This window comes from Priestia sp. USM5 (assembly GCF_058323215.1).
This window is the reverse complement of the sequence record NZ_JBSGKN010000001.1, coordinates 1074408-1096926: the sequence shown is the minus strand read 5'-3', so window position 1 is coordinate 1096926 and position 22519 is coordinate 1074408. Positions and strand designations below refer to the sequence as shown.

Annotated in this window: 27 protein-coding genes, 1 pseudogene and 1 riboswitch; of the genes and pseudogenes, 11 read left to right on the top strand and 17 right to left on the bottom strand. The window is 39.6% G+C overall.

Features of this window, described 5'->3' with window-relative positions; genetic code table 11:
* Positions 1–25: 25 nt before the first annotated feature.
* A pseudogene (locus ACWATA_RS05690) lies at positions 26–211 on the top strand (winged helix-turn-helix transcriptional regulator); the annotation flags it as partial.
* Positions 212–335: 124 nt separating this feature from the next.
* On the opposite strand, the gene ACWATA_RS05685 reads toward ACWATA_RS05690, so the two are convergent.
* Positions 336–521, bottom strand: a complete 186-nt coding sequence (locus tag ACWATA_RS05685) for a hypothetical protein (protein WP_328132290.1) — start codon at positions 519–521, stop codon at positions 336–338.
* Between the two features lie 249 nt (positions 522–770).
* Positions 771–1553 carry a GNAT family N-acetyltransferase gene (locus ACWATA_RS05680; protein ID WP_328132291.1) on the bottom strand — a complete coding sequence of 261 codons (783 nt, stop codon included), beginning with the start codon at positions 1551–1553 and terminating at the stop codon, positions 771–773.
* A 156-nt stretch (positions 1554–1709) separates the two neighbouring features.
* On the opposite strand from ACWATA_RS05680, the gene ACWATA_RS05675 reads away from it, so the two are divergent.
* Both ACWATA_RS05675 and ACWATA_RS05670 read left to right on the top strand, forming a co-directional pair.
* The gene (locus tag ACWATA_RS05675) at positions 1710–2141 is read left to right on the top strand and encodes a terpene synthase (RefSeq protein ID WP_328132292.1); all 432 of its coding nucleotides are present in this window, start codon (positions 1710–1712) and stop codon (positions 2139–2141) included.
* 429 nt (positions 2142–2570) lie between these two features.
* Positions 2571–2702, top strand: a complete 132-nt coding sequence (locus tag ACWATA_RS05670; RefSeq protein ID WP_014458777.1) for a YvrJ family protein — start codon at positions 2571–2573, stop codon at positions 2700–2702.
* 14 nt (positions 2703–2716) lie between these two features.
* Here the strand turns inward: ACWATA_RS05670 and ACWATA_RS05665 are convergent, their stop codons facing one another.
* Entirely contained in the window at positions 2717–3982 is a 1266-nt protein-coding gene (locus ACWATA_RS05665) for a molybdopterin molybdotransferase MoeA (protein ID WP_328132293.1), read from the bottom strand.
* Between the two features lie 114 nt (positions 3983–4096).
* Between ACWATA_RS05665 and moaC the strand changes: the two genes are divergently transcribed.
* Positions 4097–4585, top strand: coding sequence for a cyclic pyranopterin monophosphate synthase MoaC (gene moaC / locus ACWATA_RS05660; protein ID WP_033580001.1), 489 nt, complete (start codon positions 4097–4099; stop codon positions 4583–4585).
* A 12-nt stretch (positions 4586–4597) separates the two neighbouring features.
* Entirely contained in the window at positions 4598–5110 is a 513-nt protein-coding gene (locus tag ACWATA_RS05655; protein WP_376184305.1) for a MogA/MoaB family molybdenum cofactor biosynthesis protein, read from the top strand.
* Positions 5111–5143: 33 nt separating this feature from the next.
* On the opposite strand, the gene ACWATA_RS05650 is transcribed toward ACWATA_RS05655, so the two are convergent.
* From ACWATA_RS05650 to ACWATA_RS05640, 3 genes are all read right to left on the bottom strand, one after another.
* On the bottom strand, positions 5144–5806 hold the full coding sequence (locus ACWATA_RS05650; RefSeq protein ID WP_376184695.1) for a sulfite oxidase-like oxidoreductase: 663 nt from the start codon (positions 5804–5806) through the stop codon (positions 5144–5146).
* A gap of 75 nt (positions 5807–5881) precedes the next feature.
* Positions 5882–5988, bottom strand: a riboswitch (SAM riboswitch).
* A 140-nt stretch (positions 5989–6128) separates the two neighbouring features.
* A complete protein-coding gene (locus ACWATA_RS05645; RefSeq protein WP_034267584.1) occupies positions 6129–6497 on the bottom strand; it encodes a hypothetical protein in 369 nt (122 codons plus the stop codon).
* 13 nt (positions 6498–6510) lie between these two features.
* Entirely contained in the window at positions 6511–8121 is a 1611-nt protein-coding gene (locus ACWATA_RS05640; RefSeq protein ID WP_473049628.1) for a putative polysaccharide biosynthesis protein, read from the bottom strand.
* Between the two features lie 332 nt (positions 8122–8453).
* On the opposite strand from ACWATA_RS05640, the gene ACWATA_RS05635 reads away from it, so the two are divergent.
* Positions 8454–9038, top strand: coding sequence for a YjgB family protein (locus tag ACWATA_RS05635; protein WP_049165979.1), 585 nt, complete (start codon positions 8454–8456; stop codon positions 9036–9038).
* A gap of 27 nt (positions 9039–9065) precedes the next feature.
* On the opposite strand, the gene ACWATA_RS05630 is transcribed toward ACWATA_RS05635, so the two are convergent.
* The 3 genes from ACWATA_RS05630 to ACWATA_RS05620 all read right to left on the bottom strand — a co-directional run bounded on the left by ACWATA_RS05630 (position 9066) and on the right by ACWATA_RS05620 (position 11793).
* Entirely contained in the window at positions 9066–9908 is an 843-nt protein-coding gene (locus tag ACWATA_RS05630) for a GNAT family N-acetyltransferase (RefSeq protein ID WP_473049627.1), read from the bottom strand.
* Positions 9905–10570 (bottom strand): cyclase family protein, encoded by a 666-nt coding sequence (locus ACWATA_RS05625; RefSeq protein WP_376184313.1) that lies wholly within the window; start codon positions 10568–10570, stop codon positions 9905–9907. Before ACWATA_RS05625 ends, ACWATA_RS05630 begins: the two co-directional genes overlap by 4 nt.
* 95 nt (positions 10571–10665) lie before the next feature.
* Positions 10666–11793: a 2-methylaconitate cis-trans isomerase PrpF family protein gene (locus ACWATA_RS05620; RefSeq protein ID WP_376184697.1), complete on the bottom strand. Its 1128-nt coding sequence runs from the start codon at positions 11791–11793 to the stop codon at positions 10666–10668.
* A 184-nt stretch (positions 11794–11977) separates the two neighbouring features.
* Between ACWATA_RS05620 and ACWATA_RS05615 the strand changes: the two genes are divergently transcribed.
* The 3 genes from ACWATA_RS05615 to ACWATA_RS05605 all read left to right on the top strand — a co-directional run bounded on the left by ACWATA_RS05615 (position 11978) and on the right by ACWATA_RS05605 (position 14680).
* The gene (locus ACWATA_RS05615; protein ID WP_033579989.1) at positions 11978–12838 is read left to right on the top strand and encodes a LysR family transcriptional regulator; all 861 of its coding nucleotides are present in this window, start codon (positions 11978–11980) and stop codon (positions 12836–12838) included.
* Positions 12839–13134: 296 nt separating this feature from the next.
* Complete coding sequence (locus ACWATA_RS05610; RefSeq protein WP_028414937.1) at positions 13135–14451, top strand: CitMHS family transporter; 1317 nt, start codon at positions 13135–13137, stop codon at positions 14449–14451.
* A 67-nt stretch (positions 14452–14518) separates the two neighbouring features.
* Complete coding sequence (locus tag ACWATA_RS05605) at positions 14519–14680, top strand: hypothetical protein (protein WP_165636182.1); 162 nt, start codon at positions 14519–14521, stop codon at positions 14678–14680.
* 104 nt (positions 14681–14784) lie between these two features.
* Here the strand turns inward: ACWATA_RS05605 and ACWATA_RS05600 are convergent, their stop codons facing one another.
* The 5 genes from ACWATA_RS05600 to ACWATA_RS05580 form a co-directional block, all read right to left on the bottom strand.
* Positions 14785–15462, bottom strand: a complete 678-nt coding sequence (locus ACWATA_RS05600) for a hypothetical protein (RefSeq protein ID WP_473049626.1) — start codon at positions 15460–15462, stop codon at positions 14785–14787.
* Between the two features lie 251 nt (positions 15463–15713).
* Positions 15714–15848, bottom strand: coding sequence for a hypothetical protein (locus ACWATA_RS05595; protein ID WP_255256922.1), 135 nt, complete (start codon positions 15846–15848; stop codon positions 15714–15716).
* Between the two features lie 139 nt (positions 15849–15987).
* Positions 15988–16632: a Bax inhibitor-1/YccA family protein gene (locus tag ACWATA_RS05590; protein ID WP_028409806.1), complete on the bottom strand. Its 645-nt coding sequence runs from the start codon at positions 16630–16632 to the stop codon at positions 15988–15990.
* A gap of 145 nt (positions 16633–16777) precedes the next feature.
* Positions 16778–17359, bottom strand: coding sequence for an ATP-dependent Clp endopeptidase proteolytic subunit ClpP (gene clpP, locus ACWATA_RS05585; protein ID WP_473049625.1), 582 nt, complete (start codon positions 17357–17359; stop codon positions 16778–16780).
* Positions 17360–17388: 29 nt separating this feature from the next.
* Positions 17389–18054 carry a sigma-70 family RNA polymerase sigma factor gene (locus tag ACWATA_RS05580; protein ID WP_049165987.1) on the bottom strand — a complete coding sequence of 222 codons (666 nt, stop codon included), beginning with the start codon at positions 18052–18054 and terminating at the stop codon, positions 17389–17391.
* A gap of 152 nt (positions 18055–18206) precedes the next feature.
* On the opposite strand from ACWATA_RS05580, the gene ACWATA_RS05575 reads away from it, so the two are divergent.
* Positions 18207–18746, top strand: a complete 540-nt coding sequence (locus tag ACWATA_RS05575; protein WP_049165988.1) for a DUF2199 domain-containing protein — start codon at positions 18207–18209, stop codon at positions 18744–18746.
* Between the two features lie 39 nt (positions 18747–18785).
* Here ACWATA_RS05575 and ACWATA_RS05570 read toward each other — a convergent pair whose 3' ends face one another.
* The 3 genes from ACWATA_RS05570 to ACWATA_RS05560 form a co-directional block, all read right to left on the bottom strand.
* A complete protein-coding gene (locus ACWATA_RS05570) occupies positions 18786–20036 on the bottom strand; it encodes a C40 family peptidase (protein WP_473049623.1) in 1251 nt (416 codons plus the stop codon).
* A gap of 179 nt (positions 20037–20215) precedes the next feature.
* Entirely contained in the window at positions 20216–21415 is a 1200-nt protein-coding gene (locus ACWATA_RS05565) for an MFS transporter (protein ID WP_376184321.1), read from the bottom strand.
* Positions 21384–21836 carry a MarR family winged helix-turn-helix transcriptional regulator gene (locus tag ACWATA_RS05560; protein ID WP_013058498.1) on the bottom strand — a complete coding sequence of 151 codons (453 nt, stop codon included), beginning with the start codon at positions 21834–21836 and terminating at the stop codon, positions 21384–21386. Before ACWATA_RS05560 ends, ACWATA_RS05565 begins: the two co-directional genes overlap by 32 nt.
* Before the next feature lie 253 nt (positions 21837–22089).
* Here ACWATA_RS05560 and ACWATA_RS05555 point away from each other — a divergent pair, with 253 nt between their 5' ends.
* Positions 22090–22518, top strand: a complete 429-nt coding sequence (locus tag ACWATA_RS05555) for a hypothetical protein (RefSeq protein ID WP_028414946.1) — start codon at positions 22090–22092, stop codon at positions 22516–22518.
* Position 22519: the final 1 nt, after the last annotated feature.

Below are 22519 nucleotides of genomic sequence, written 5' to 3'. Positions count from 1 at the left end.
ATATTCACTTATGTCCTCTCAAAACCTTCAATTAAGAGAGTTAGAAAAAGACGGGATTGTTCACCGTGAAATCTATAAAGAAATCCCCCCGTACTCCCTAACCGAATTCGGAAGATCTCTCGAACCAATCATTTTACTTATGAAAGACTGGGGAGAAACGCATAAGAACAGAATTATTAATGCGAGAGCAATGGAAAAAGAAGAAATTTAAATATAAATTATATTTATTAATAGATTCGTGTACTTTAGATATGGCCTATACACGAGTAGTTACTGTAATGTAATAAGCTAAAAAAGTGCTTGGATAATGTTTATCCAAGCACTTAAAAAATTAATTATGTATGACTTTTCTTTTTAATTTGTACACCTGTATAAATAGAATTACCTGTTAAAATTGCAGTTCCTAAAAGCCATCCCACCGTAGGAGAGTACTGAAATACATTTTTCAAAGCCATCCCTAAAGAAATAGCTGCCATTCCTAGCATTAATAAAAGTACAGTGATACCTTGCTGCCTTTGCATATATACCACCTCAGATGCTTTTCTTCTAATCATTGTTTACTCGGCTGCTCTTTTTTCCCTACAATCCAAGCTAAAGATAAAATTGAAACAGTTACAACTGCTGCCGTTAACATCCCTATATCCCCCTCTTATTCCTTATAATTACATTGTAACATATTTTTAGAACAGTGCTTACACATGCTTATTCTATCTAGACTTTGTTGCTTTAAAAGTATAATCTGTACAAAAAAGCCCTATTTTTAGGGCTTTTCATTTTAATACATATAAAGCGTACCTCTCTTCATTAGAAAATCCAAGTTTACTAGCTAATACTTTCGATGCTTTATTATTATTATCGCAATCCCAAGCAGGCATAACATTCTTTTCTAAACACATTTTTATAAACTCTTGACCTACTATCTTTCCCAGTCCCCGTCCTCTATAGCTAGGATTAGTCACAATATCGATTTCAGCTATTGTTCCACTATGAAAGATCGACACACATTCAGCGACAATATTTTCTTTATGGATAACACAAACGCCTAATCCGTTTTTCAGAAAATGACTTTCTGATCCCCAGTAATCCACTATATATGATTCATTAAAATTCTTACTTTTTCTTAAAGCGTCGGAGTTAAAATCTTTTAACTCATAAAGATCGGGAAGATTGTACTTAGAAGGAACTTTTGAAGCAACAAATCTATACTTAGAACGCATCATTTTCTTTACGTACGGTTCGAAAGTCTCGTCAAAAAAAGCCTCCCAGTCGGTCGATGGAGTAAAAACAGTAAAACGTTTTTCCTTACCATAAACATTCTCAACAAAGTAACGATAGAGAGATTTATTAAACACCCCATCATTTCCTTTACCAAATACATAATAGTCACCTGCAGGTATTCTAAGAAATCCTGACGTTGGCCTCATACGATCATTTACATACACAGATCCTTCAATAACATGATTAACGACAGAAAAAGCAAATGTAGGAGTCTTAAATGATGCTTTTAAAATGTTATGTATCTTATCATAATCTTTTGGTTCTAAATAATACATTTTATCTACTCCTCCTTAACAAAGTATATGTTTATATATTTGTTAATTAATACCACACAAGATTATTTTACTGTAAACTGAATACTATACTTTTTAGATTTACCAATATCTAATTTATTAAAATATCGTACATCAACATTTTAATAGGAGGAACTTATGATCTCGCTTCATAGAATTTTAAAATTGCGTGATTTAGAAATCTTCCATGTATCAAGGAATGGAAGAATCATATCTTATGTAGTTATTGAAGACACTCGAAATCCGTTTACAGAAGAAGATAAAAAACTAGATCCATTGTGTTATATGGATGCAGAAGATATTGACGCGATTTTAAACGTTTTTAGGATTTCGATCATTAATGATGAAAAATTAAACGAAGAAGATTCAGACCTTATAACATCGTTCTTTTCAGACTTTGTTAACAATACAAATTTAACAAACTTTATTATAAAAGAATACATTCAAGAAGATTTGTATGATCATGAAGTTAATCTAAAATTCTTCAATAAAATATTAAAAAGCATAGGCGCAAATTATAGTATTGAAGAATTTGATGAAATGAACTGGATTTATTTATCTCAGGATTAAGACCGTGTACACAAACCACCCTCTTAGGCACACAGGAAAAAGAGAACCCCTAGGGAAGTAAGGGTTCTGAAAGAGTCACTTTTATAGAATATGCCGCTTTTTATACATCCTTCATTTAGTTGGCTTTTGATTAGGAGAACCAACGTAATTGATGAATTAAAAGCGCACCTTTTATTCATATGTTAGAACACATCCAAAGTAGTATTTATATTCAAAAACATGTTAAAATTTAATAGTCATTTATACTCGAATACGTATAAATGAAACCTTACAAAAAAAGCAGCCTCGCTTGCCAATGCCGAGGCTGCTTTTTCTTATTTTCAAAGGACTTTTGTCTTAAAAATGGGTGTATGTCCTGCGAACAAATACTTAGAAATCACATATGATAATATATCTTCTAAGTGAAGGAGGTATGCAATTATAGAAAACTTGGTTAGTTATATTAAAGAATTAGGCTTTCCAGTTGCGCTATCTTTTTACTTACTCGTGCGCATTGAAAGCAAATTAGATCGAATTACAGAACTGCTTCAAATTCTTATTGAAAAAAAGGACAAGCAATAAGCAGACTTCTGCTTTTATACCCAAAGCGAACTTGTACCTTCTTTTTCAAGATGCAGCACATCCACTTCTATTCCCCTATCGTATCCATGCTCTCCACCCGGAAGAACAATCAAGCCGTTCGCCGCAGCTAAAGATGAAATAGCACCCGACTTGTCCATGCCAACAGGCGTTACTAAGAGCCTTCCCCCTTCGTCTGTCATTTCTCCTCGCACCATTCTTGTGAATGCGTTAGGCTCTTTAAAACAGCCGTTTAACACCGCTTTTGTTTTATGTAAATGAGGCGCCGGTGAATGTAAAAAGCTGCGAACAATCGGACGTACAAACAGTTCAAACCCGACATAGCAAGCAGATGGGTTTCCTGATAATCCAAACAGCAGCTGTCCGTTTCGTTCTGCGACTGTTGTGACGCTTCCCGGTCGCATCGCAATTTTGTTAAACAGCACATTGGCGCCAAGCTTTTCATAAATAGCCGGTAAATAATCATAGTCGCCAACGGATACTCCGCCGGTTGTCAGTAAAATATCCACTTCTTCAAGCGCTTTTTCTACCGCTTCATAGCAGCGGTCAAAATCATCTTCAAGCTTCCCTAAATATTTCGGAATTCCCCCGCTTCTTACGATTTGTGCAAGTGCCATATAAGAGTTGCTGTTGCGGATTTTCCCTGGTTCTAGCGGCTCGTTCACATCAAGCAGTTCGCTTCCCGTTGTTAACACGCCAACCACCGGCTGCTTCACCACGGCTACATCCGCATAGCCAAACGTAGCTAAAAAAGCCGTGACGCCTGGATTGATGCGCGTTCCTTTTGAAACGAGCACGTCTCCTTTTTTTGTTTCTTCTCCTTTTAATGCAATGTGTTCCCACTTTGAAGCCCGCCTGCTTAATGCCATATACGTTTTGCCTTCTTTTTCATACGACTTCGTTACTTCAAGCATCACAACCGCATCACATGACTGAGGCACTTGCGCTCCTGTCATAATACGCACCGCTTGAAACGGCTTTACTTCTTCTTCAAACACAGAGCCGGCGCCGATTTCACCTACAACTTCGAACTCTACAGAATGTTCATTTGATACTTCTACGCAGTCTTGTGCTCGAACCGCAAAGCCGTCATAAAGCGATTTATTAAAATGAGGCACGTTTTGGTCGGCAATAATATCTTCTCCTAAATAGCGCCCGTAGCTTTCGGTGATCGATACGCGTTCAATGCTGCCTTTTCTTTTATATGTCATAACTTTTTCAATTGCTTCAGGAATCGAAATAGGTGTTCTGCTTTCTAACATACATTCTTCACTTCCTTTATGTCTGTTCACTTTTTACGCTATGGTGTAAAATCATAGCATACCTCACTATTTCTATCATACAACAAAATTTATTGAAAAAGGATGAAAACACCGATGTCTTCTTTTACACATTTTAATGACCAAGGCCGTGCCAATATGGTCGATATTAGCGAAAAATCTATCACTCGACGCGTTGCAACAGCTCGTTCAAGCATACTTGTTAACAAAGAAATTCATGAAGCCATCGTAGAACATAAAATCGGAAAAGGCGATGTGCTTGCTGTCGCACAAGTAGCAGGGATTATGGCAGCAAAACGCACGTCTGACATTATTCCGATGTGTCACCCTCTTTTATTAAAAGGCGTAAACCTTTCATTTGACTGGGATACAAGCAATGACAAGTATCGTTTATTAATAGAAGCAACTGTTAAAACGGAAGGCTCAACGGGCGTTGAAATGGAAGCTTTAACTGCCGCTTCTGCCTGCGCTCTAACCGTTTATGATATGTGCAAAGCCATTGATAAAGGCATGATTATCGGCGAAACATATCTGCTTGAAAAATCAGGCGGCAAAAACGGTGACTACAAGCGTACGGAAGCGTAAAGGAGGTACATAATGAGCGTACATGAACATAAATCCAAAGCAACTCAGCCCGTTCGCTGCAAAGTCATTACGGTATCCGATACACGTACAAAAGAAACCGATAAAAGCGGCGCGCTAATGATTCAACTTCTGAAAGAACACGAGATGCAGGTCGCTTCCTATGAAATTGTAAAAGACGATCAAACGTCGATTCAACAAGCGATACTTACCGGATGCAGTGCTGAGGACATTGACGTTGTTCTCACAAACGGCGGCACCGGCATTACAAAACGAGACGTCACAATTGAAGCCGTTCAAGCGCTGATTCATAAAGAAATCGTCGGGTTTGGCGAGCTGTTTCGCATGCTGAGCTACACCGAAGACATTGGCAGCGCAGCGATTATGAGCCGGGCAATTGCCGGGACGGTTAACGAAAAAGCCGTTTTTTCTACACCAGGATCAAGCGGTGCTGTTCGCCTAGCTATGACCAAACTGATTTTGCCTGAACTTCGCCACGTTGTGTGGGAATTAAACCGCCAGCGCTAACAAAATGCCTATGCACACGCATAGGCATTTTTATTAATCATAGTCTTTATGTACCCACTCATCTTCTGGAATTCCTAAATCTTCTCCAGAAAAACGCTCTTCTTTAAACGGATCTCCTCTAAGATGAAAGCCGTTTTGCTCCCAAAAGCCCGGATGGTTTTCATCAATAGCTTCAAAGCCTCGAAGCCATTTGACACTTTTCCAAAAGTACAAATGCGGCACAACCAATCGCAGCGGATATCCATGCTTAGGTGTAAGCGGCTCTCCGTTAAAAGAATGAGCAAGAAGAATATCGTCTCTCAGCAAATCCTGTACTTCAATGTTTGACGTATAGTCATTATCTCCGTGCAGCATGATGTATTTACTTTTTAACTCCACGCCAACTGCTTTTAAAAAGTCTGTAAACAATACGCCCGTAAATTCATTATCAAGCCTTGTCCATCTCGTTACGCAATGAATATCGCACTTCACCGTCGTTTGCGGCATATCCATTATATCTTGATATGAAAGGGTTACTTCTTTGTCTACCAATCCAAACACCCGAAGCGTCCACTCCTCTAAGTTATACTCCGGCACGTCCCCTTCATGTAAAATGGGAAAGCGCTCTGTTACTACCTGACCCTGAGGCACTCGTCCTTCATACTTTGGATCAATTTCCGGTGTTTTCATTCGTTTAATACGGTCTGCTTTGTTCAAATTATCACCTCGTTGTTTTTTGTACATAAAAAGCCCTTCCTTAAATAAATAAGGAAGAGCTTTGTTTCAGCTTCTTCCTTATCTCTAAGAGCGATACACTCTTAAGGATTTGGCACCATTCTGTCATAGACAGCGGTTGCCGGGTTTCACAGGGCCAGTCCCTCCACCTCTCTTGATAAGGAAACAAATTGTATTTGTTTTATGTAATAAAGTCAGTATTAAGCTTTTTGTCATAATTGTCAATATTATTTTTCTTTTTCTTCAAAAAACTCTAAAAACAGATAGAGTTATAAGGTTTTAGTCTACTAAATATGTAAAGCCTTTACCCTTCTCCATCAATCATCGTATACTTCCTAGCAAAGCGCTTGTAGTAAATTTGCTCATCCTCTTGTCCATTGTTAAAAACAAGTCGGTTATGATCAATATCTTTCTCTTTTAACACATAGCCTTTTTCATCCATCAGTTGAATATATTCATCTAAATGTCCTTTTTTCACCATATAGTAAAGAACATTATCTGAATCCGTAGTCTTTGCTACATCTTGACTTCCCACTTCTAACTTGAATACGGCTGTTGCTGTTTGAATGGGACGGTAGTCTCCGAACACCTTTTCCCAGTTTAGTAGCAGCAGCGCGCTGAAGATTATGATACATCCTCCAGCGGCTACGGTTAGTACAAATCGTTTTGACACTTCTTTCTCTCCTTTACATTCTTTTTCTTCTATTTAACACAACAGATTGCCCTAAACTTGTTTTGACGCCAAGCCCTAGATACACAGCAGCACCTAAAGCTATTGAAATACAAGACGTGCTAATCGCAAGTGAAGATGCAGACAGCTTATTTTCTAGAAAATAGTGAGAAGCATAATTGCCAATAAGCACAGCGGCTGACATCACACTTACTAATAAAACAGGCGTCAACGCGGCTTTTCCTAGTGATTGAACTCGGTAAGAAATGGATTTTTCAATTAAATAAAAGTTATAGATAACCGATACACCATATCCTCCGTACGTCGCGACAACAGGTCCAATTTCTTTTAAGCTTGAAACCAACAGTACGTTTAATACTATCTTCATAACAATACCTAAGCCCAAGCCAAAAATTAATTTTTTTTGCTGATTAATTCCTTGAAGAATCGCGGCTGTTACGGTAAAAAGAGCAAATAAAATGGCAGCAGGCGCATACCATTGTAAAACAACTCCACCGATTTCAGGACTGTTTTTCGCTCCAAAGATCATCATATATACCGGCTTACCCAATAAACAAAGCCCCACCGCAGAAGGAAGAGTAAAAAACAACAGCAGCTGCAGCGTTTTTGTAATCTTTCCTTTTACTTCTCGTAAATTTCCTTGCACAAAAGAAGATGTAATACCTGGAATCAGCGACATGCTGAAGGCAGTCGCTAGCGATACCGGCACCATTACTAAAATTTGCGCTAACCCAATGACAGAGTTGATTGTTTCGGCTTTAGCTTGTCCATACCCTATTGATTGAAAAAGCATGTTAATCGTAAACGTATCAATATTTTGATAGATTGGAATAGCTAAACCAACTAATACAAACGGAACAGCGTACGTCACAAGCTCTTTGAACATTAAAGAGAACGGAACAGATTTATTATTCTTTCCGCTGTTCACTTCCTTCATAATCAGCCGCTTGCGCTTTAGATACGTCGCACCGAGAATCCCTATTCCCCCTACGCCTCCAATAAACGCTCCAAACGTACCAATTCCAACAGCTTTTGTCATCGTGCTATGAAAGAGATGAATAACAGCGTATGCTCCTGCTAAAATAAACAGCACACGCACTATTTGTTCAATAATTGTACTTAGCGCGGATGGTCCCATGGACTGGTTACCTTGAAAGTAGCCTCGTAATAGACTCATAGGCGGGATAATAATTAAAGCAAAGCTCACCATTCGAATCACGTATACCACGTCTTTTTGACTATTTCCTGAGGAATCTTTTCCGTTAATCACTAGCTCAGCGAGCGAAGGCGCCATGGTATAGAGGACTAAAAATCCTATTATGCCTGTTATCGTCATTAATAGAAGGCCTGCTTTTAATAGATCTTGCCCTGCCCTGTAGTTTCCAAGACCGTTATATTTCGATACATACTTCGAAACAGCAAGCGGAAGACCCATTGTCGATAAGCTTAGCATCAAGGTATATGGACCGTATGCATACTTATAAAGCGCGTAACCTGACGTTCCGACTAGCGCTGTAAACGGAATAATATAAATAAAACCCAAAATCTTTGTTAGCAAAGAAGACGCTGTTAACAAAAGCGTACCTCTCATCAAATTTTTTTCCATACATCAAAACTCCAGCAATAAATATTATATTTTTAACAAATACTTGATTTATTGTATCATACTTACAGTTATTATCTAGTTTTTTATAAAGACTTAGAATCCTCCCTATATTACGTTTTTTTACATAATAAAGGAATAAAAACCAATCTTTTCACCTATGAGGAATGAATCGTTTTTTGCTTTTCACCTTACCTGACGTTTATATTCTGAAAGGCGTGTTACATTATATATATCAGTTACCAACTCAACTAAGACTCCTTGACCATTCTGGCCTACCTTCTCTTTTAGGTAGACTGAGATTGCTAAATCGTTATATATAGGAGGAAAAAATCATGAAAATGAAACAACGACTATCAAAAGCGGCTGCTGCTGCGACGATTACAGGAATTGCTGCGTTTGGATTTGCTCCTGTGGCTCAGCTTGATACCCCAGCACACGCAGCTACATCTCAAGAAACAAGCAGTCAAAGTCAAACAGCTGTAAAAAACATTAACGAAATTTATAACGCCGCGGTGAAAGGTGAAGTGCCGCGATTAACAGCAGACTTAAAAATTGGCAAAAGCCTGCGTCAAGATGTTCGAGATCAGTTCGGTCCTCCGCCTGAAGGTTCATCAAATAACTTTGACTACTATCATGCGGAAATGGGCCATCCTGGATATGCATTTGGTTATGACCAAAATAACGTCATTAACGAAATTCGCTATTTTGGTACAAATGTAGAGCGTCAAACAAATTTAGGGTCCATCACGCAAGCTAACTTAAAGAAAGAATTAGGTCAGCCAAACTTTACAAGCAAAGTAAAAGGTGATGGTACGACTCAAACGAGATACACGTATCATGCCGGCGCCTATGATCTTGAATTTATTTTTGATGATAGCAAAACGTTGAATCACGTAAACTTAGTTGCAAAACCTTAAGAAATAGAAAAAGTAGCAGGCAGCCTGCTACTTTTTTTCATGAAATAAAACTAATGCGGAATCAGCTACGTGTTCATACCCAATCTCCATGTAAATCTTGTTAGACGTAGGGTTTGTCGTGTCCGTGTATAGACTTGTTGTTTGAAAACCGCTGTCTAGCATAAGCTGAGAAAGCGTGGACACACAGCTTGATGCATAGCCTTTTTTACGTTCTTCCCGCGGCGTATACACAAAGTTAATCGTAACGTTGTGGGCTGTCGGACGCGTAGCATTAGCAATTGACACATACTTCCCGTTCACTTCCCATAAAAATAGCCGTTCTGCTTTAATAAAAGCTTCGCCTGTTTTGACAGCTTGCTCTTTTGATACAGGCTCTCCAATGACGCCCATAAACTCCCAAATCCATTCCGCCACGAGCGGAAGATGCTCCAACTTTGCTTTTATCAGCACTCCTTCCGCGTCCGCAGCTTTTTTTACTTTGTCTAACCGATAAATGCGCTGATCCATTTTCAACGAAGCTTCTTGATTTTTTAGCGCTGCTAGTTTTTGAGAAAGATATAAAACCGTTTGCCTTTCTCCAACTAAGCCCGGTACGGCGGTTTCTTGTAACAGCTCCGCTACTTCGTTCAGCTCATCATCCGTTAGCTTCTGTATTTGAGACAGGATGATTTGCTGAGGATGGGTTTGCAGCAACACAAGCGCAGCACGGCTGTCTTTTAAAATAATGCCCATAAAATTCGGTTTGCTGTTTTCATGTAAGCTGTGTAAAATGCCAAGCGCTAAGTTATGAAGAACTTCATTTTTCGCTAAAAACGGCTCGACTTGGTTTTTAAATTCCTGGACTTCCCTGTATCTATGTAATTGGATCATGTTCTTTCTACCTCCGCAAATGCTCTTACCGGAAACGTTCCGACTCCTTTTATTTTAGGAGGCACGGCGTAAAATAAAAAGGACCCCGTTAGTTGATCTAAGCGACATAAGTGTTCAGCAATCACAATGCCCGCTCCTAAAAGCAGCGTATGAGCTGGTCTTGCTTTTCCTTTTGTGTCGTCAATATTCATCGAATCAATTCCGACAAGAGCAGGCTGTTGAGATACTAAATAAGCCGCCGCGCTTTCTGTTAAGTATGGATGGTTTTCTAGATAATCGTCTTTATTCCAGTAGCGATCCCATCCCGTGTGAATTAATACCGCTTTGCCTTTTACGTCTATATGGTGAAAATGAGATTCATCAATAGCCGTTAAAGTCGGGTCGATTGAAACTACTATTCCTTCCAGTCCGGCTGTTTTATCAATAGCCGTTTGAGCTAAATCCGCTCCGTTTTTATATCTGTGAAACGGCACGTCAATATACGTACCGGTATTCGTGACCATTTCAATTTTACCAATTTGAAATTCAGTCCCTGGTTCATACAGCTTTTTAGACTCTTCTCGGCTTAAATAGTCGCAAATAATCGGTGCCGGCAAGCCTTTATGCGTGATAACTCCGTCTTCAATGACGTGGCTTAAATCAATATACGTTCTTTTTTTCATACTACCACCTACTTTTTTCAATATTCAGTAAAAATAGTCTAACATAAAAAAGCTCTTCCTAGTTTCCTAGAAAGAGTTTTTTTTAGAGAACGTTATTAACTTGATAAACATACATCGTACGCGTGCTTTGTATAAACAAATCCTTCAAAAATAAGACGGGCCGTACGCACTACTTTGATTCCATTAACCTGTCCTTCTTTTAGATCTACACTGGTTTCCATAATTCCCATTGGATGAGCAAGTCGAACCGTATCGCCTTTTAGTTGAACCATTTCTGACAGAAGCGTGCCTTTTGTATAGATAGCCGCCGTTGTACAAATTGCTCCTGTAATCGCAAGCGTTTGATGCGGTTTTTGCATCGACATCATGCGAATTAATACGTCCATTTGAGAAGCAGCTTTTTCTCTGCCAGTCCCGTCGCGGTGGTCCATCGGAGGAGCAATAATCGTCATTTTTGGAACCGCTGGTGATAGTTTAGTTGCTTTGTCTTGAGGTGCGAGCCCCGCTTTTTCCGCTGCAATGGAGCGAATTTCTTCAAATAGCTTCAGCTGTTTGTCCGTGTATTCATGTGGAAGTTCTGTTCCTGTTAGGCCAATATCCGCTGCTTTAACAAATACAAGCGGATTTCCTACATCAACAATTGATGCTTTTACTGTTCCGATGGATGTTTGCAGAAGATCAATGGCGTTCCCGGTCGGAAGCAGTTTTCCGGTAACGGCTCCTTCTCCGTTTTCAAACGAAAGATAAATAGGTGAACCCGTACCTGGCACTCCAGGAATCATACATTCCCCTTCTGTTTTCACTTTCCCGTTTTCTACTTCTACTTCCGCTACGATTACTTTTTTAGTATTCGTATTATAAATCCGCACTTTGGTCACCGGTTCCACAGCTTGTACAAGTCCTTGTTCAATTGCGTAAGGCCCCACTGCTGAGGAGATATTGCCGCAGTTTCCTTTAAAATCAACGAGAGATTCGCTGATGCTGACCTGCGCAAACGTGTAATCTACGTCAGCTTCTTCTAAATCTGATTTTTTAATAATCGCAATTTTACTTGTCAGCGAATTGGCTCCGCCTAACCCGTCAATTTGACGTTGATCCGGACTTCCCATTATATCTAGCAAAAACGGTTCCCAATCCGATTTATTCACAGGCATTTCTTCATGATTGATAAAAACCCCTTTACTCGTTCCACCTCTCATAACCGTTACAGGAATACGCGTCATCTTAATCACCTTTCTCCCCTACTAACAAACGCCGAGGCGTTCATCAAACCATTTTATTTTTTTACTATTTAGAACCGGTTCATTTGCCATTTATCGTATAATAGAGGTGGTCATAAGTAAAATACATAAAATTTATTGTCTTTTTAAAAATTTTTTTATAATCTAAATACAAGGGGGAATTGGGATGGATCAAAAAGATTGGATATTAATTAAAACGCTTCACGAAGAAAAGAACATTACGCGAACGGCTGAAAGGCTCTACGTATCGCAGCCTTCTTTAAGCTACCGGCTTAAAAATCTTGAAGAAGAATTTGGCGTGACGCTTTTTTTCAAAACGAAAAAAGGAATTGAGTTTACATCTGAAGGTGAGCATCTTGTTCGCTATGCAGAAAACATGTGGAAACAGCTGCAAGAAACAAAAGACAGCATGCGTAATATGAGCGAAACCGTTACGGGAACGCTTCGCCTAGGGGTATCGAGTAACTTTGCACAGCATAAGCTTCCAAAGATTTTAAAGCAGTTTTCTCTTCACTATCCAAACGTACAGTTCAGTGTGAATACAGGCTGGAGTACGCAAGTTATGAATCTATTAGACTCTTCGCGTGTGCACGTTGGTATTTTGCGAGGCAATTACCCGTGGAACGGAGAAAAATCACTGCTGACAAAAGAGCGGCTTTGCTTAATTTCAAAAAAAGAGATTGCGATCGATGACTTGCCGAACCTGCCTTATATTAACTATAAAACCGATACGTCGCTAAAAGATCTCATTCAAGACTGGTGGCATGACAAGTTTTCAGAGCCTCCGTTTGTGGCAATGGAAGTTGACCGGCAAGAAACAGCTAAAGAAATGGTTAAAAATGATTTAGGCTTTGCAATTTTGCCTGAAATTTGCCTTCACTCCAGCGACAACTTATATACATACGGACTTTCATACCGAGATGAATCACCTTTGCTTCGAAACACGTGGCTCATGTATGATCCTTCTTATTTGAATCTAGCGGTCGTGAAAGCATTTATTGACTTTTTAAAGCTAAGTGAAAAATAAAGCAAAAGCTAAAAAGTTTGCGTCTTGGAAGAAACTTTCTTTTAGACCAAGCTTTTTTCTAGACTACCATTATAAAAAATTTTTATGAACTTTCTAAAAAAACCTATATTTCCTTTATTTTTCAAAATGTACTAACATGAAAACAAGAAACATCAGCGGGAGTAAAGAGCGGCTTTAAAAATTCTTAATAATCAAACTACGGCTCATACATGGGGATGAGAGATGTTAGTCACGTTTTTTTACTCTAAAAGTAAACGCTTTCAAAGAAAAGAGGGAAAATAAAGGAGGTTGTTTGAATGCTAGCACTACTAGGTTTTACAATGATTATTGTCTTTACGTATCTCATTATGTCAAAAAGGATGTCTCCTATCGTAGCTTTAATGGTCATTCCGCTTCTTTTTGCGGTGATTGGAGGGTTTGGCAAAGGCGTCGGAGACATGATGCTAGAAGGGTTAAAACAAGTAGCTCCGTCAGCTGCGATGCTGCTGTTTGCCATTTTATACTTCGGCGTTATGATTGATGCCGGCCTGTTTGATCCATTAATTAAGCAGCTGTTAAAAATCGTAAAAGGCGATCCGCTCAAAATCGTGATTGGAACCGCTCTTCTATCGCTTTTAGTTGCACTAGACGGAGACGGTACAACTACTTATATGATTACGGTTTCTGCTCTTCTTCCACTGTATAAACGTCTGAATATGAGCCCGTTAGTGTTAACGACGGTTGCGATGCTTTCTCTTAGTATTATGAGCAGCATGACACCTTGGGGAGGCCCGGCTACTCGCGCGATTGTTGCTCTTAACCTCGATGCATCAGAGTTCTTTATTCCACTTCTTCCAACGTTAATTGGCGGAGCTTTGTGGGTGATTTTTACAGGCTATATTCTTGGAAAAAAAGAGCGCAGACGACTTGGTGCTATTGACATCGAGCAGTTTGAATTAAAAAGCTCGCTTGCTTTTGCTGAAGACGCGTCTTTAACTTCTCAAGAAGATATTACGCAGCCTAAAAAAATCTGGATTAACTTAGCTTTAACCATTGCACTTATGGTCGTATTAGTTTCTGGCATTTGGTCCGTTTCTGTTTTATTTATGATTGGTTTTGCGCTTGCTCTTATGATTAACTATCCAAAACTTGAGGATCAAAAAGAACGTCTAATGGCTCATGCAGGCAACGCGTTAACCGTTGCAGCTCTTGTTTTTGCAGCCGGTATTTTTACAGGAATACTATCCGGCACTAAAATGGTGGACGAAATGGCAAGCCTGTTAATTCATTTAGTTCCTGATTCACTCGGTTCGTTTTTACCAACAATCGTTGCTTTGACAAGCATGCCGTTTACATTTGTGATGAGTAACGACGCCTATTACTTTGGTGTTTTACCAATCTTCGCTGAAACAGCTGCTTCTTACGGAATTGATCCAATGGAAATTGCGCGAGCTTCAGTACTCGGACAACCTGTTCATCTATTAAGTCCACTCGTTGCCTCTACTTTCTTACTTGTAGGTATGGTAGGTGTTGATCTTGGTGAACATCAGCGCTTTGCATTTAAATGGGCCGTTTTAACGTCTCTTGTTCTCATTGTCCTTGCTATTGTCACAGGCGCACTTACGCTATTTTAATAGGGAATAAAAGCTGCTATAGCTTTTTATTAATAAATTCTACATGATAGGTGGAGGTACTTCTAAAATGTATGTGATTACGTGTTATGTCAGAAAAGATGAAATAAAAATGTACGAGTTTGATAGTAAAGAAGAAGCGCTTTCTCAGCTCAAAAAGCTGAAAGGCTGCAGTATTCTTTCAGAAGTTGCTTACTTTAATGATTCATCGGTCATTCCGATAGCTATTTAATTATGCACCACTCAACCCTATAGGTACAAATTTGATAAGCTTCCTTTCGCTCAAAAGGAAGCTTCTTTTTTATGTTCTTCTCAAGCTCCGGCCCTTTTCTCTCATCAACGTTTTGTTACGTCTGGTTCGTTTTGTTTTCTTGCTTCAATCATATGAATAATTCGATTGGTATGTGGAGTTAGCACTGCGCACTTTTGATAAAAGGCTCCGTCTACAACAAGCAGCTCTTCGTCCATCCCGCAAAACTTGCAGCGGAGCTCTTGTGGTCCTGCGTATGAGGTGTGATAAACACTATCATTAAAGATGGTATAAAAAGTATTTCGTTGCTGCGCGTCGTAAAAGCCATATTCTTTATTACTGTCATCACGGTAGTTAACTCCATAGTTCCGTTCAAATTCCTCTTGAGTAAACCCATCCTGCAAAAGTTCATTTTGTACTAGTTCTCTTAAACAATCCTCTATTTCTTCATCGTTAAATGAACAATTATGCGCGTAAACATCCAGTTCTTCAGTGCTGTTCTCTTTTACCATCACTTCACTGCCGCAAATCTTACAGGGGTGTTTAGGACGCTGTTGATCAAAGTAAGAGAGAGTTTGTACCTTTTCCACTGCTATTTCATCGCTCACCTTTTTAAATTTAATCATCACATTTTCTGTTTGACTAACGTTTTCGTTATACAACATCACTTCATATTCATCTATATTCTTTCCGTTTTCTTTTCGACTCGAATGCTCCATTACTTCATACGAAGAAATGGTAAAAAACTCGTTAAAATTCACCACTAGCATGCATCCTTCCAAAAAATTTGCGTTCTCTATGTACCTGCTCTATACTACCATTTTTTCAAAGGCTCGCACCACTAAACGAACTTCTTTACGCTACCGGACCAAACTATGAAAAAACAGAGGATGACGTTAGCGAGGATGGAGATGGGGATGGCGGAGAATAACTAAAACAAAAAAAGAGATTGTGATATAACTACATCAATCCCATCTAAAGATCAACAGATTGGATGCATGAGGTGGACTGCTTATTATACCGCTGTTGATTTCCGTGCAAGGCTTCGCTTTCCGCGGGCGGCCGCTGAGCCTCCTCGTCGCTTCCGCTCCTGCGGGGTCTCACCTATTCCGCTTCTCCCGCAGGAGTCTCCACCTTGCCCTCCAATCAACAGCTAGAAGCATCTAAATGGATGACACCTACGCTCATCCTACCAATAAAAAATCCGAACGGTGAAGATTCTCCATCAAGAATCTTCACCGTTCGGATCGCCCTTCAGTTAGAACACTTTTGTCCCAGCCTATTTCTTATTAATCATCGCTGCCTAAAATACCAAAAAAGCGAAGCAAGTTGATGAATAGATTAATAAAGTCTAAATAAAGAGATAGTGCCAGCAGTGGAACAAGCTCTTCTGTAATTTCACCATGCTTCATTTTGTTAAAATCATATAGTACGTAAAGTGAGAAAACGATGGTACCAATCACTGAGAATGCCATGAGTCCAGGCGTTGTTAAGGGACTAAACAGCGAGAAAATACTGATGCACACTAATGCTAACAGCGCCACTAATAAAAAGCTGCCTAAAAACCCTAGATCTTTTTTTGTTTTTGCGCCAATTACACCCATCACCGTAAAAATAACGAACGTGCTTCCAAACGCATAAAGAACGACTTGCGCCCCCGCTACTGATGCATAGTAGCTGACAATCGGAAACAGCGTGATGCCTGATATAAATGAAAAAGCATATGTAAAGCCATATCCTACGCTTTTTTTCTTTCGTAACATAAATGCGGCAACCAGCATCACAAGTTCAGCAATCGCTAATGGAAGGAAATAAGCCGGCGGCACATATTGACCTACATATAAGCCAACTGTTGAAATAAATAACGAAAAAATAAATGTGACTAATACTTTTTGAAACAGAGACCGCTGCTCTACTCCAATCACTTCTTGCATGTGTAAAACCTTCTTTCTAAAATCTGTTATATTTTATATAATACCTACCTTTTCAAGAAAAATAAAGATAATACTAAGGTCTTTTTTCTTATTTCTATAGACAAGCAAGCATAGACGCTGCCGTCTATGCTTGCTTGTCACCTCTTTATTTCGGCAACAGAATGCCATCAATAATTCCGTAAGTCATTGCTTCTTCAGCGCTCATAAAATAATCTCGTTCCGTATCGTTTGCCACTTTTTCAACCGGATGCCCCGTTCGTGTTGATATGATTTCATTAATATGCTGCTTCAATTTTAAAATCCGCCGGGCGCTAATTTCAATTTCAGTCGCCTGCCCTCTAGCTCCTCCTAGAGGCTGATGAATCATAACTTCACTGTTCGGAAGCGCATAGCGCTTTCCTTTTGCTCCTGCTAGTAGAAGCAGTGCGCCAAAAGAAGCGGCCATGCCCATGCAAATTGTTTGAACGTCCGGCTCAATGTACTGCATCGTATCATAAATCGCAAACCCTGCTGAAGTCGAACCTCCGGGGCTGTTAATATACAGTGAAATATCTTTTTTAGGATCATCTGCCGCAAGAAATAAGAGCTGCGCGACCACGCTGTTAGCAATATGATCATTGATTTCATCACCAATTAAAATAATTCGGTCTTTTAACAGCCTTGAATAAATATCATACGAACGTTCACCGCGGTTGCTTTGTTCAATTACATATGGAATGGTACTCATATATATCCTCCCTATCACACGTAATATGGCTATGCAGCCATGTAGAGAGTGCATGTCGGAGTATACGTCGGTTTTTGGATGATGCTTTTTAAGGAAGGTAAAGCTTGAATCAAAAGAGCTGGATCCTGCGATTCTAACGTTTTATAAAACAGCTCTGACAGCTTTTTGCGTTCTTGTTCATTCCAAAAAGAATCTGTAGAAAACGGCTCACTGTCTTTTTCTAACCGCTGCTTAGCACGATGTAAATTGCTTTTCACCGCTGTTTCTGACGTTTGTAAAATCGAAGCGATCTCTTTCAGCTGATAGCGAAAGCCTTCTTTTAGGAAAAAGATAACCGCTTGCTTCGGCGTAAATTGACTAAGCAGCAGTTCGACCGAGTGTCCCTTACTATCAAACGCATGCTTGTCGGCTTGTTGTTCCAAAGCTTTTTCTTCGACTATTCCTTCACGCTTTCGTTTTCGCAGCAGGTCAATCCAGTGGTGGTACGCAATTTTATTTAACAGCGCAGAAGACAAATTGTGCTCTTCGCCTTTATATCGCTGAGCTTTTAAAAACGTTTCTTGGGCAATATCGTCTCCGTCCCACACATTTTGTGCTAAAAAGCGGCAGTACTGCTGCAGTTTTGGGTAATGCTCGTTCCAGCAAGCCTCATCAAAGCTTTCTGTTTGTTTTTCAATTTTTTTTGAATGTGACATGGTTTTCACTCCTTTTGCACTCTCTATTTACTAAACGATTAAAGGAAGTTCAAAAGATACGGGGAATCAAACTTTTTTATACATTATACGCTTAAGCAGCCATTTTTTTGTATTATAATGAAGATACTTTTATCTAAGGAGTCTAAAATGATATGCGAAGAAGACGATTATACGGCAAAAAGAAAACGAACAAACTTCACTATAAAGACTTAACCTGTGAACACCCTCTGCCCGCTTCGCCTATGAGCTATACAAGTGAAGCTCCTTTTTACTATTATGAGGCGTCAGAAGATGAAAAACAAAACGACTTTGAACTATATTCAGAGATTTGTATCATGAATCAAGAACATTTTTTCGTCAGAGGCTGCGTTGAAATTCCCGTTCTTAATGAAGAAGACCCTTTCATTTGGAACATTTGGGTTTCTTTAAGCGAAGAAAATTTTCATCGAATGATAAATTTATGGGAAAGTGACGAAAGAGAACATGAACCGCCTTATTTCGGCTGGTTTTCAGTTTCAATTCCAGGCTATCCTGAAACGTTAAATTTAAAAACAAATGTGCATACAAGACCTGTTGGAACGAGACCTCTCATTGAATTAGAACCAACCGATCATCCTTTAGCCATCGAGCAGCGGGAAGGGATAACGCTAGAGCGAATCAAAGATATACAAAAACAATTGGCTACCTATTAAAAAACCAAGACAGCCCCAGACTGTCTTAGTTTTTCACTTTTATGGCATGCGCTTTGCTCCGTAGTATTTAGGCGCCCAGTAGCTGTCTACTTTATAGTTTGTAATTTTCACGCCCTCAGATGTGGATACGTGAACGACATAGTCATTTCCAATATAGATAGATGGAATAAGTGAACTTCCTTCAAAAAAGACGAGATCTCCCGGCTTCAAGTCAGATTGTGAAATGGTTTCTCCTGCTTCCCACTGCTGACTTGCATAGCGCGGAATGTCTTTTCCAGCTGCTTCTTTATAAATGTATTGAATAAAACCAGCTGTATCAAAGCCTGTAGAAGGACTTGTCCCACCTTGTGCGTAAGGTACTTCTCCTACATATTTAAGAGATTCCGTCACAAATGGATTGTCTTTTGACAGCGATAAGCCATCGTAGCGCCTTGCTCCGGCGTACTTAGACGTCCAGTAGCTGCTTGTTAGGTAATCAACCGTCACATTTTCGCTGCGCTTGGCGTGAATAAACTGATTGCCGCCTGCGTAAATGCCTACGTGTGAAATCCCTTCACGATACGTGTCTTTAAAAAAGATAACGTCTCCTGGCTTTAAATCTGCCCGTGCAACTTCTTCTCCAACTTGCCACTGCTGATCGGTTGATCGCGGAAGGTAGACGTCCGATGCATGTTGAAATACATAGGCAACAAATGCGGAACAGTCAAAACCGTCTGTTGGAGACTCGCCTCCAAATACATATGGCGTGCCGAGATGTATTAATGCTTCTGCAATGACTTCATTATCTTTTGCAATTTCCGGTGCTCCTGTAATGCGCTTTGCTTTGGCGAAATGTGATGACCAATAGGCACTGCTTGAAATGTTTTTCACCACGACTTTTCCGTCTGAAGAAGATGCATAAATCATCTCATCGTCTCCGATATAAATAGCGGCTACGTTCACTTCACCGTTTTCATTAGTGTCAAAAAACAATACATCACCCGCTTGCAGCTCGTTTTTATCAACGTCTGTCCCAAGCTCTGACTGTTCTTTCACGGAACGAGGCAGCGTTGTATCCAGCGCTTGCTTAAACACATATTGAACGAAGCCAGAGCTGTCAAACCCTTCGCTTAGCGTCTCTCCTCCAGATGTATAATCGGCTCCTTCATACGTTTTTGCTTTATCAGCAATCACGTTTTCATCTGTAGCAGCCTGTACTTGCACAACTTTTTCTGCAGGAAAAGCGCCTTCATAAAAAGTGGCAAGACTAAGCCCTAACGCTGTGACCATAAGAGGTTTCATTACTTTCATGTTTGTTCTCCTTTGTTTTTTATTTCATCCAAGAAGTTTTATATGTAAATGGTTCCCCTGTTAAAGTATGGTGCAGATGGATGGGAATTGGCTAGTACCTTTTGACTTAAATATGCTTCCCTTCCAAAGTCCTGTAAAAAATCCATAAAAAAACTCGGCGCATATTACGCCGAGCTTTTTTATTTCATGCCCACCTGGATATTTGCTGCTTTTTGTTTTTGACGTAAATTTGCAATCCACTTATAGTAAAGCGTAATTAACAGAACAAAAATTCCTAGCGCAAAGTACAGTTTCGAATAGCCTAAAGCGCCTGCTGCAATTCCTAATACAAACGAACCAACTGCAATCCCGCTATCATAAAACGTAAAGAATGTAGCAGTTGCATATGCGCTTCGGTGAGCAGGCGCCGCTTGAATCGCCAGCGTTTGGAAGCTAGGAAGCAGCGTTCCATACCCTAGTCCTACTAACGCACCTGAAAACAGCAGCATCCAAGAAGAATGCGTAAAGCTTAAGCTAAATAGACCAATCGCAAAGACAATACACGATGGAATAATCACAATGTTTGGGCCAGATTTATCAAATAATCTTCCTGTAAACGGTCGTGAAATCAGCATCGCAGCTGCGAATACGACAAAGAAAAAGCTTGCTGTTTTAATTAATCCAAGCGACTGTGCGTACACAGAAATAAACGAAATAATACTTGCATACGAAAAAGAAACGAGAATACCTACAGATGAAATCGGCATGGATTTCTTTTCAAACAAGTCGCTCAGTGAAAATGATTTCTTCACTGGCGAAGCAACGTTTTCTTGAAGATTTTTGACCATCATTCCACACAGCCAGCCAACGAGCATAATCACGCCAAATACAAGGAAAATAATGTTGTATGCCATGTATTGATGAAGCGTTAATGCTAAAAACGGCCCTGCAACTACAGCTAAGTTCATTGACATTCCGAAGTAGCCAAGCCCTTCTCCTCGTCGTTTAGCGGGAACTAAATCCGCTGCAATCGCTCCGGTGACGGTTGTCGCTAAGCTGAATGAAATTCCTTGAAAGAAGCGCAGTAATAAAAGCACGTTAAAATGGTGGATAAACATATATAAGAAGGAAGAAAGCGCAAAAATGAGGGTACTAAATACAAGCGTTTTTTTCTTTCCAATGTTTTCAATGACTTTCCCTGAAAACGGTCTAACAATAATCGCAGATAATAAAAAGATGGTAACAACAAGCCCTGCCTGCGTACTCGTGCCGTCCAAGGCGTCTAATACATAAATCGGCAGCAGCGTCAGCAATGCATAAAACACGACAAAAATAAAAAAGTTGGTAATCGCAATGCTGATAAAGCTTTTAGTCCAGATTGGCTCCTGCTGGTTCGTCATTCATTTCACCCTTTTCTGTAGATTTACAAATTTTCTTTAATAACGAAATAAGCTGATCTTGTTCGCTGTCGGATAAAGCAATCAGCAAATTTTCTTCCAAACGTTCAATTTCTTGCTGAATTTCTGGAAGCTTTTTCTTCGCTTGAGGAGATAAATAAACGATGCGCTCTCGTTTATCACTGCCTGCTTTTCGCACAATCCATCCGCTTTTTTCAAGTCTTGTTAACGTGCGAGTAACCGTTGGCGCTTCGACATTTAAATACTGCCAAATCTCTGTTTGCGTCATCGAACCGAATCGCTTTAAACAAAATAAAATTGAATACTGTGAGCTGTATAGCCCGTACGCTTTTAACACTTCATTTACTTCTTTAATAGACAATCTCGACTTTTGATGAAGTTCATGAAACACCAAGTTATTCACTTTTCCCACCTCACCTTTTCATTTTATTTACCTAGGTAACTAATTGCTCTTTTATTAGTATATGTGCTGCTAGTTGATGTGTAAAGGCGGCCAAAAAGAGTAAAAATCAGCTGTTTTCTCTCATTTTCTACTAATGATTTACGCTTACACTTCTGTTTTCTTATTCTTTCGTATCACGAAACTTTTTGTATAGATTTACATGCACCTGCAAACTCTGTTAAAGAAGACGAAACAATATGCGGGAGGCTGGTATATGTTTTCACTGCGCGGCGATGCTCATAAAGTCTACCTTAAACTGAAAAAAGCGGCTCATCAAAACCAAAACGCAGAAGATATTGATGAATTAGCGGAAATGGAAGAAATTCGGCAGCTTTACCTTACGCTCGACAGCGCTATTTTACGAAAAGTGTATTACCGAATGACCAAAGAAAAAAACGGCTCCGGCGTCATCCCTATCCTTGTTTCTGCCTTGCCTTGGCTCTTTTTTTTATTTTCGCAGCGGCTGCAGCAATTTTTATTTAAAGACGGCAGCTGGCTTTGGATTATTTTTGTCGTGCTGTATGTTTTTATTCTCATTCCAAGCGTGTTTCTTCATTTCCGTGAACAATCGTGGGCTTCTGTTCATATTGAAATTATTCAAGACATTTTAAAAGATCGTGAAAAAGAGCCGAAACCCCTTTGAG

Excerpts from the sequence above, each read along its gene's own strand:
- ACWATA_RS05625 (WP_376184313.1), bottom strand. The coding sequence starts at position 10,570 with ATGAAAAAAAGAACGTATATTGATTTAAGCCACGTCATTGAAGACGGA.
- ACWATA_RS05580 (WP_049165987.1), bottom strand. The coding sequence starts at position 18,054 with ATGTCACATTCAAAAAAAATTGAAAAACAAACAGAAAGCTTTGATGAG.
- ACWATA_RS05605 (WP_165636182.1), top strand. The coding sequence starts at position 14,519 with ATGTATGTGATTACGTGTTATGTCAGAAAAGATGAAATAAAAATGTAC.
- ACWATA_RS05615 (WP_033579989.1), top strand. The coding sequence starts at position 11,978 with ATGGATCAAAAAGATTGGATATTAATTAAAACGCTTCACGAAGAAAAG.
- ACWATA_RS05620 (WP_376184697.1), bottom strand. The coding sequence starts at position 11,793 with ATGACGCGTATTCCTGTAACGGTTATGAGAGGTGGAACGAGTAAAGGG.
- ACWATA_RS05635 (WP_049165979.1), top strand. The coding sequence starts at position 8,454 with ATGAAAATGAAACAACGACTATCAAAAGCGGCTGCTGCTGCGACGATT.
- ACWATA_RS05665 (WP_328132293.1), bottom strand. The coding sequence starts at position 3,982 with ATGTTAGAAAGCAGAACACCTATTTCGATTCCTGAAGCAATTGAAAAA.
- ACWATA_RS05685 (WP_328132290.1), bottom strand. The coding sequence starts at position 521 with ATGCAAAGGCAGCAAGGTATCACTGTACTTTTATTAATGCTAGGAATG.
- ACWATA_RS05590 (WP_028409806.1), bottom strand. The coding sequence starts at position 16,632 with ATGCAAGAAGTGATTGGAGTAGAGCAGCGGTCTCTGTTTCAAAAAGTA.
- ACWATA_RS05630 (WP_473049627.1), bottom strand. The coding sequence starts at position 9,908 with ATGATCCAATTACATAGATACAGGGAAGTCCAGGAATTTAAAAACCAA.
- ACWATA_RS05675 (WP_328132292.1), top strand. The coding sequence starts at position 1,710 with ATGATCTCGCTTCATAGAATTTTAAAATTGCGTGATTTAGAAATCTTC.
- ACWATA_RS05640 (WP_473049628.1), bottom strand. The coding sequence starts at position 8,121 with ATGGAAAAAAATTTGATGAGAGGTACGCTTTTGTTAACAGCGTCTTCT.
- ACWATA_RS05655 (WP_376184305.1), top strand. The coding sequence starts at position 4,598 with ATGAGCGTACATGAACATAAATCCAAAGCAACTCAGCCCGTTCGCTGC.
- ACWATA_RS05570 (WP_473049623.1), bottom strand. The coding sequence starts at position 20,036 with ATGAAAGTAATGAAACCTCTTATGGTCACAGCGTTAGGGCTTAGTCTT.
- clpP (WP_473049625.1), bottom strand. The coding sequence starts at position 17,359 with ATGAGTACCATTCCATATGTAATTGAACAAAGCAACCGCGGTGAACGT.
- moaC (WP_033580001.1), top strand. The coding sequence starts at position 4,097 with ATGTCTTCTTTTACACATTTTAATGACCAAGGCCGTGCCAATATGGTC.
- ACWATA_RS05555 (WP_028414946.1), top strand. The coding sequence starts at position 22,090 with ATGTTTTCACTGCGCGGCGATGCTCATAAAGTCTACCTTAAACTGAAA.
- ACWATA_RS05575 (WP_049165988.1), top strand. The coding sequence starts at position 18,207 with ATGCGAAGAAGACGATTATACGGCAAAAAGAAAACGAACAAACTTCAC.
- ACWATA_RS05680 (WP_328132291.1), bottom strand. The coding sequence starts at position 1,553 with ATGTATTATTTAGAACCAAAAGATTATGATAAGATACATAACATTTTA.
- ACWATA_RS05610 (WP_028414937.1), top strand. The coding sequence starts at position 13,135 with ATGCTAGCACTACTAGGTTTTACAATGATTATTGTCTTTACGTATCTC.
- ACWATA_RS05565 (WP_376184321.1), bottom strand. The coding sequence starts at position 21,415 with ATGACGAACCAGCAGGAGCCAATCTGGACTAAAAGCTTTATCAGCATT.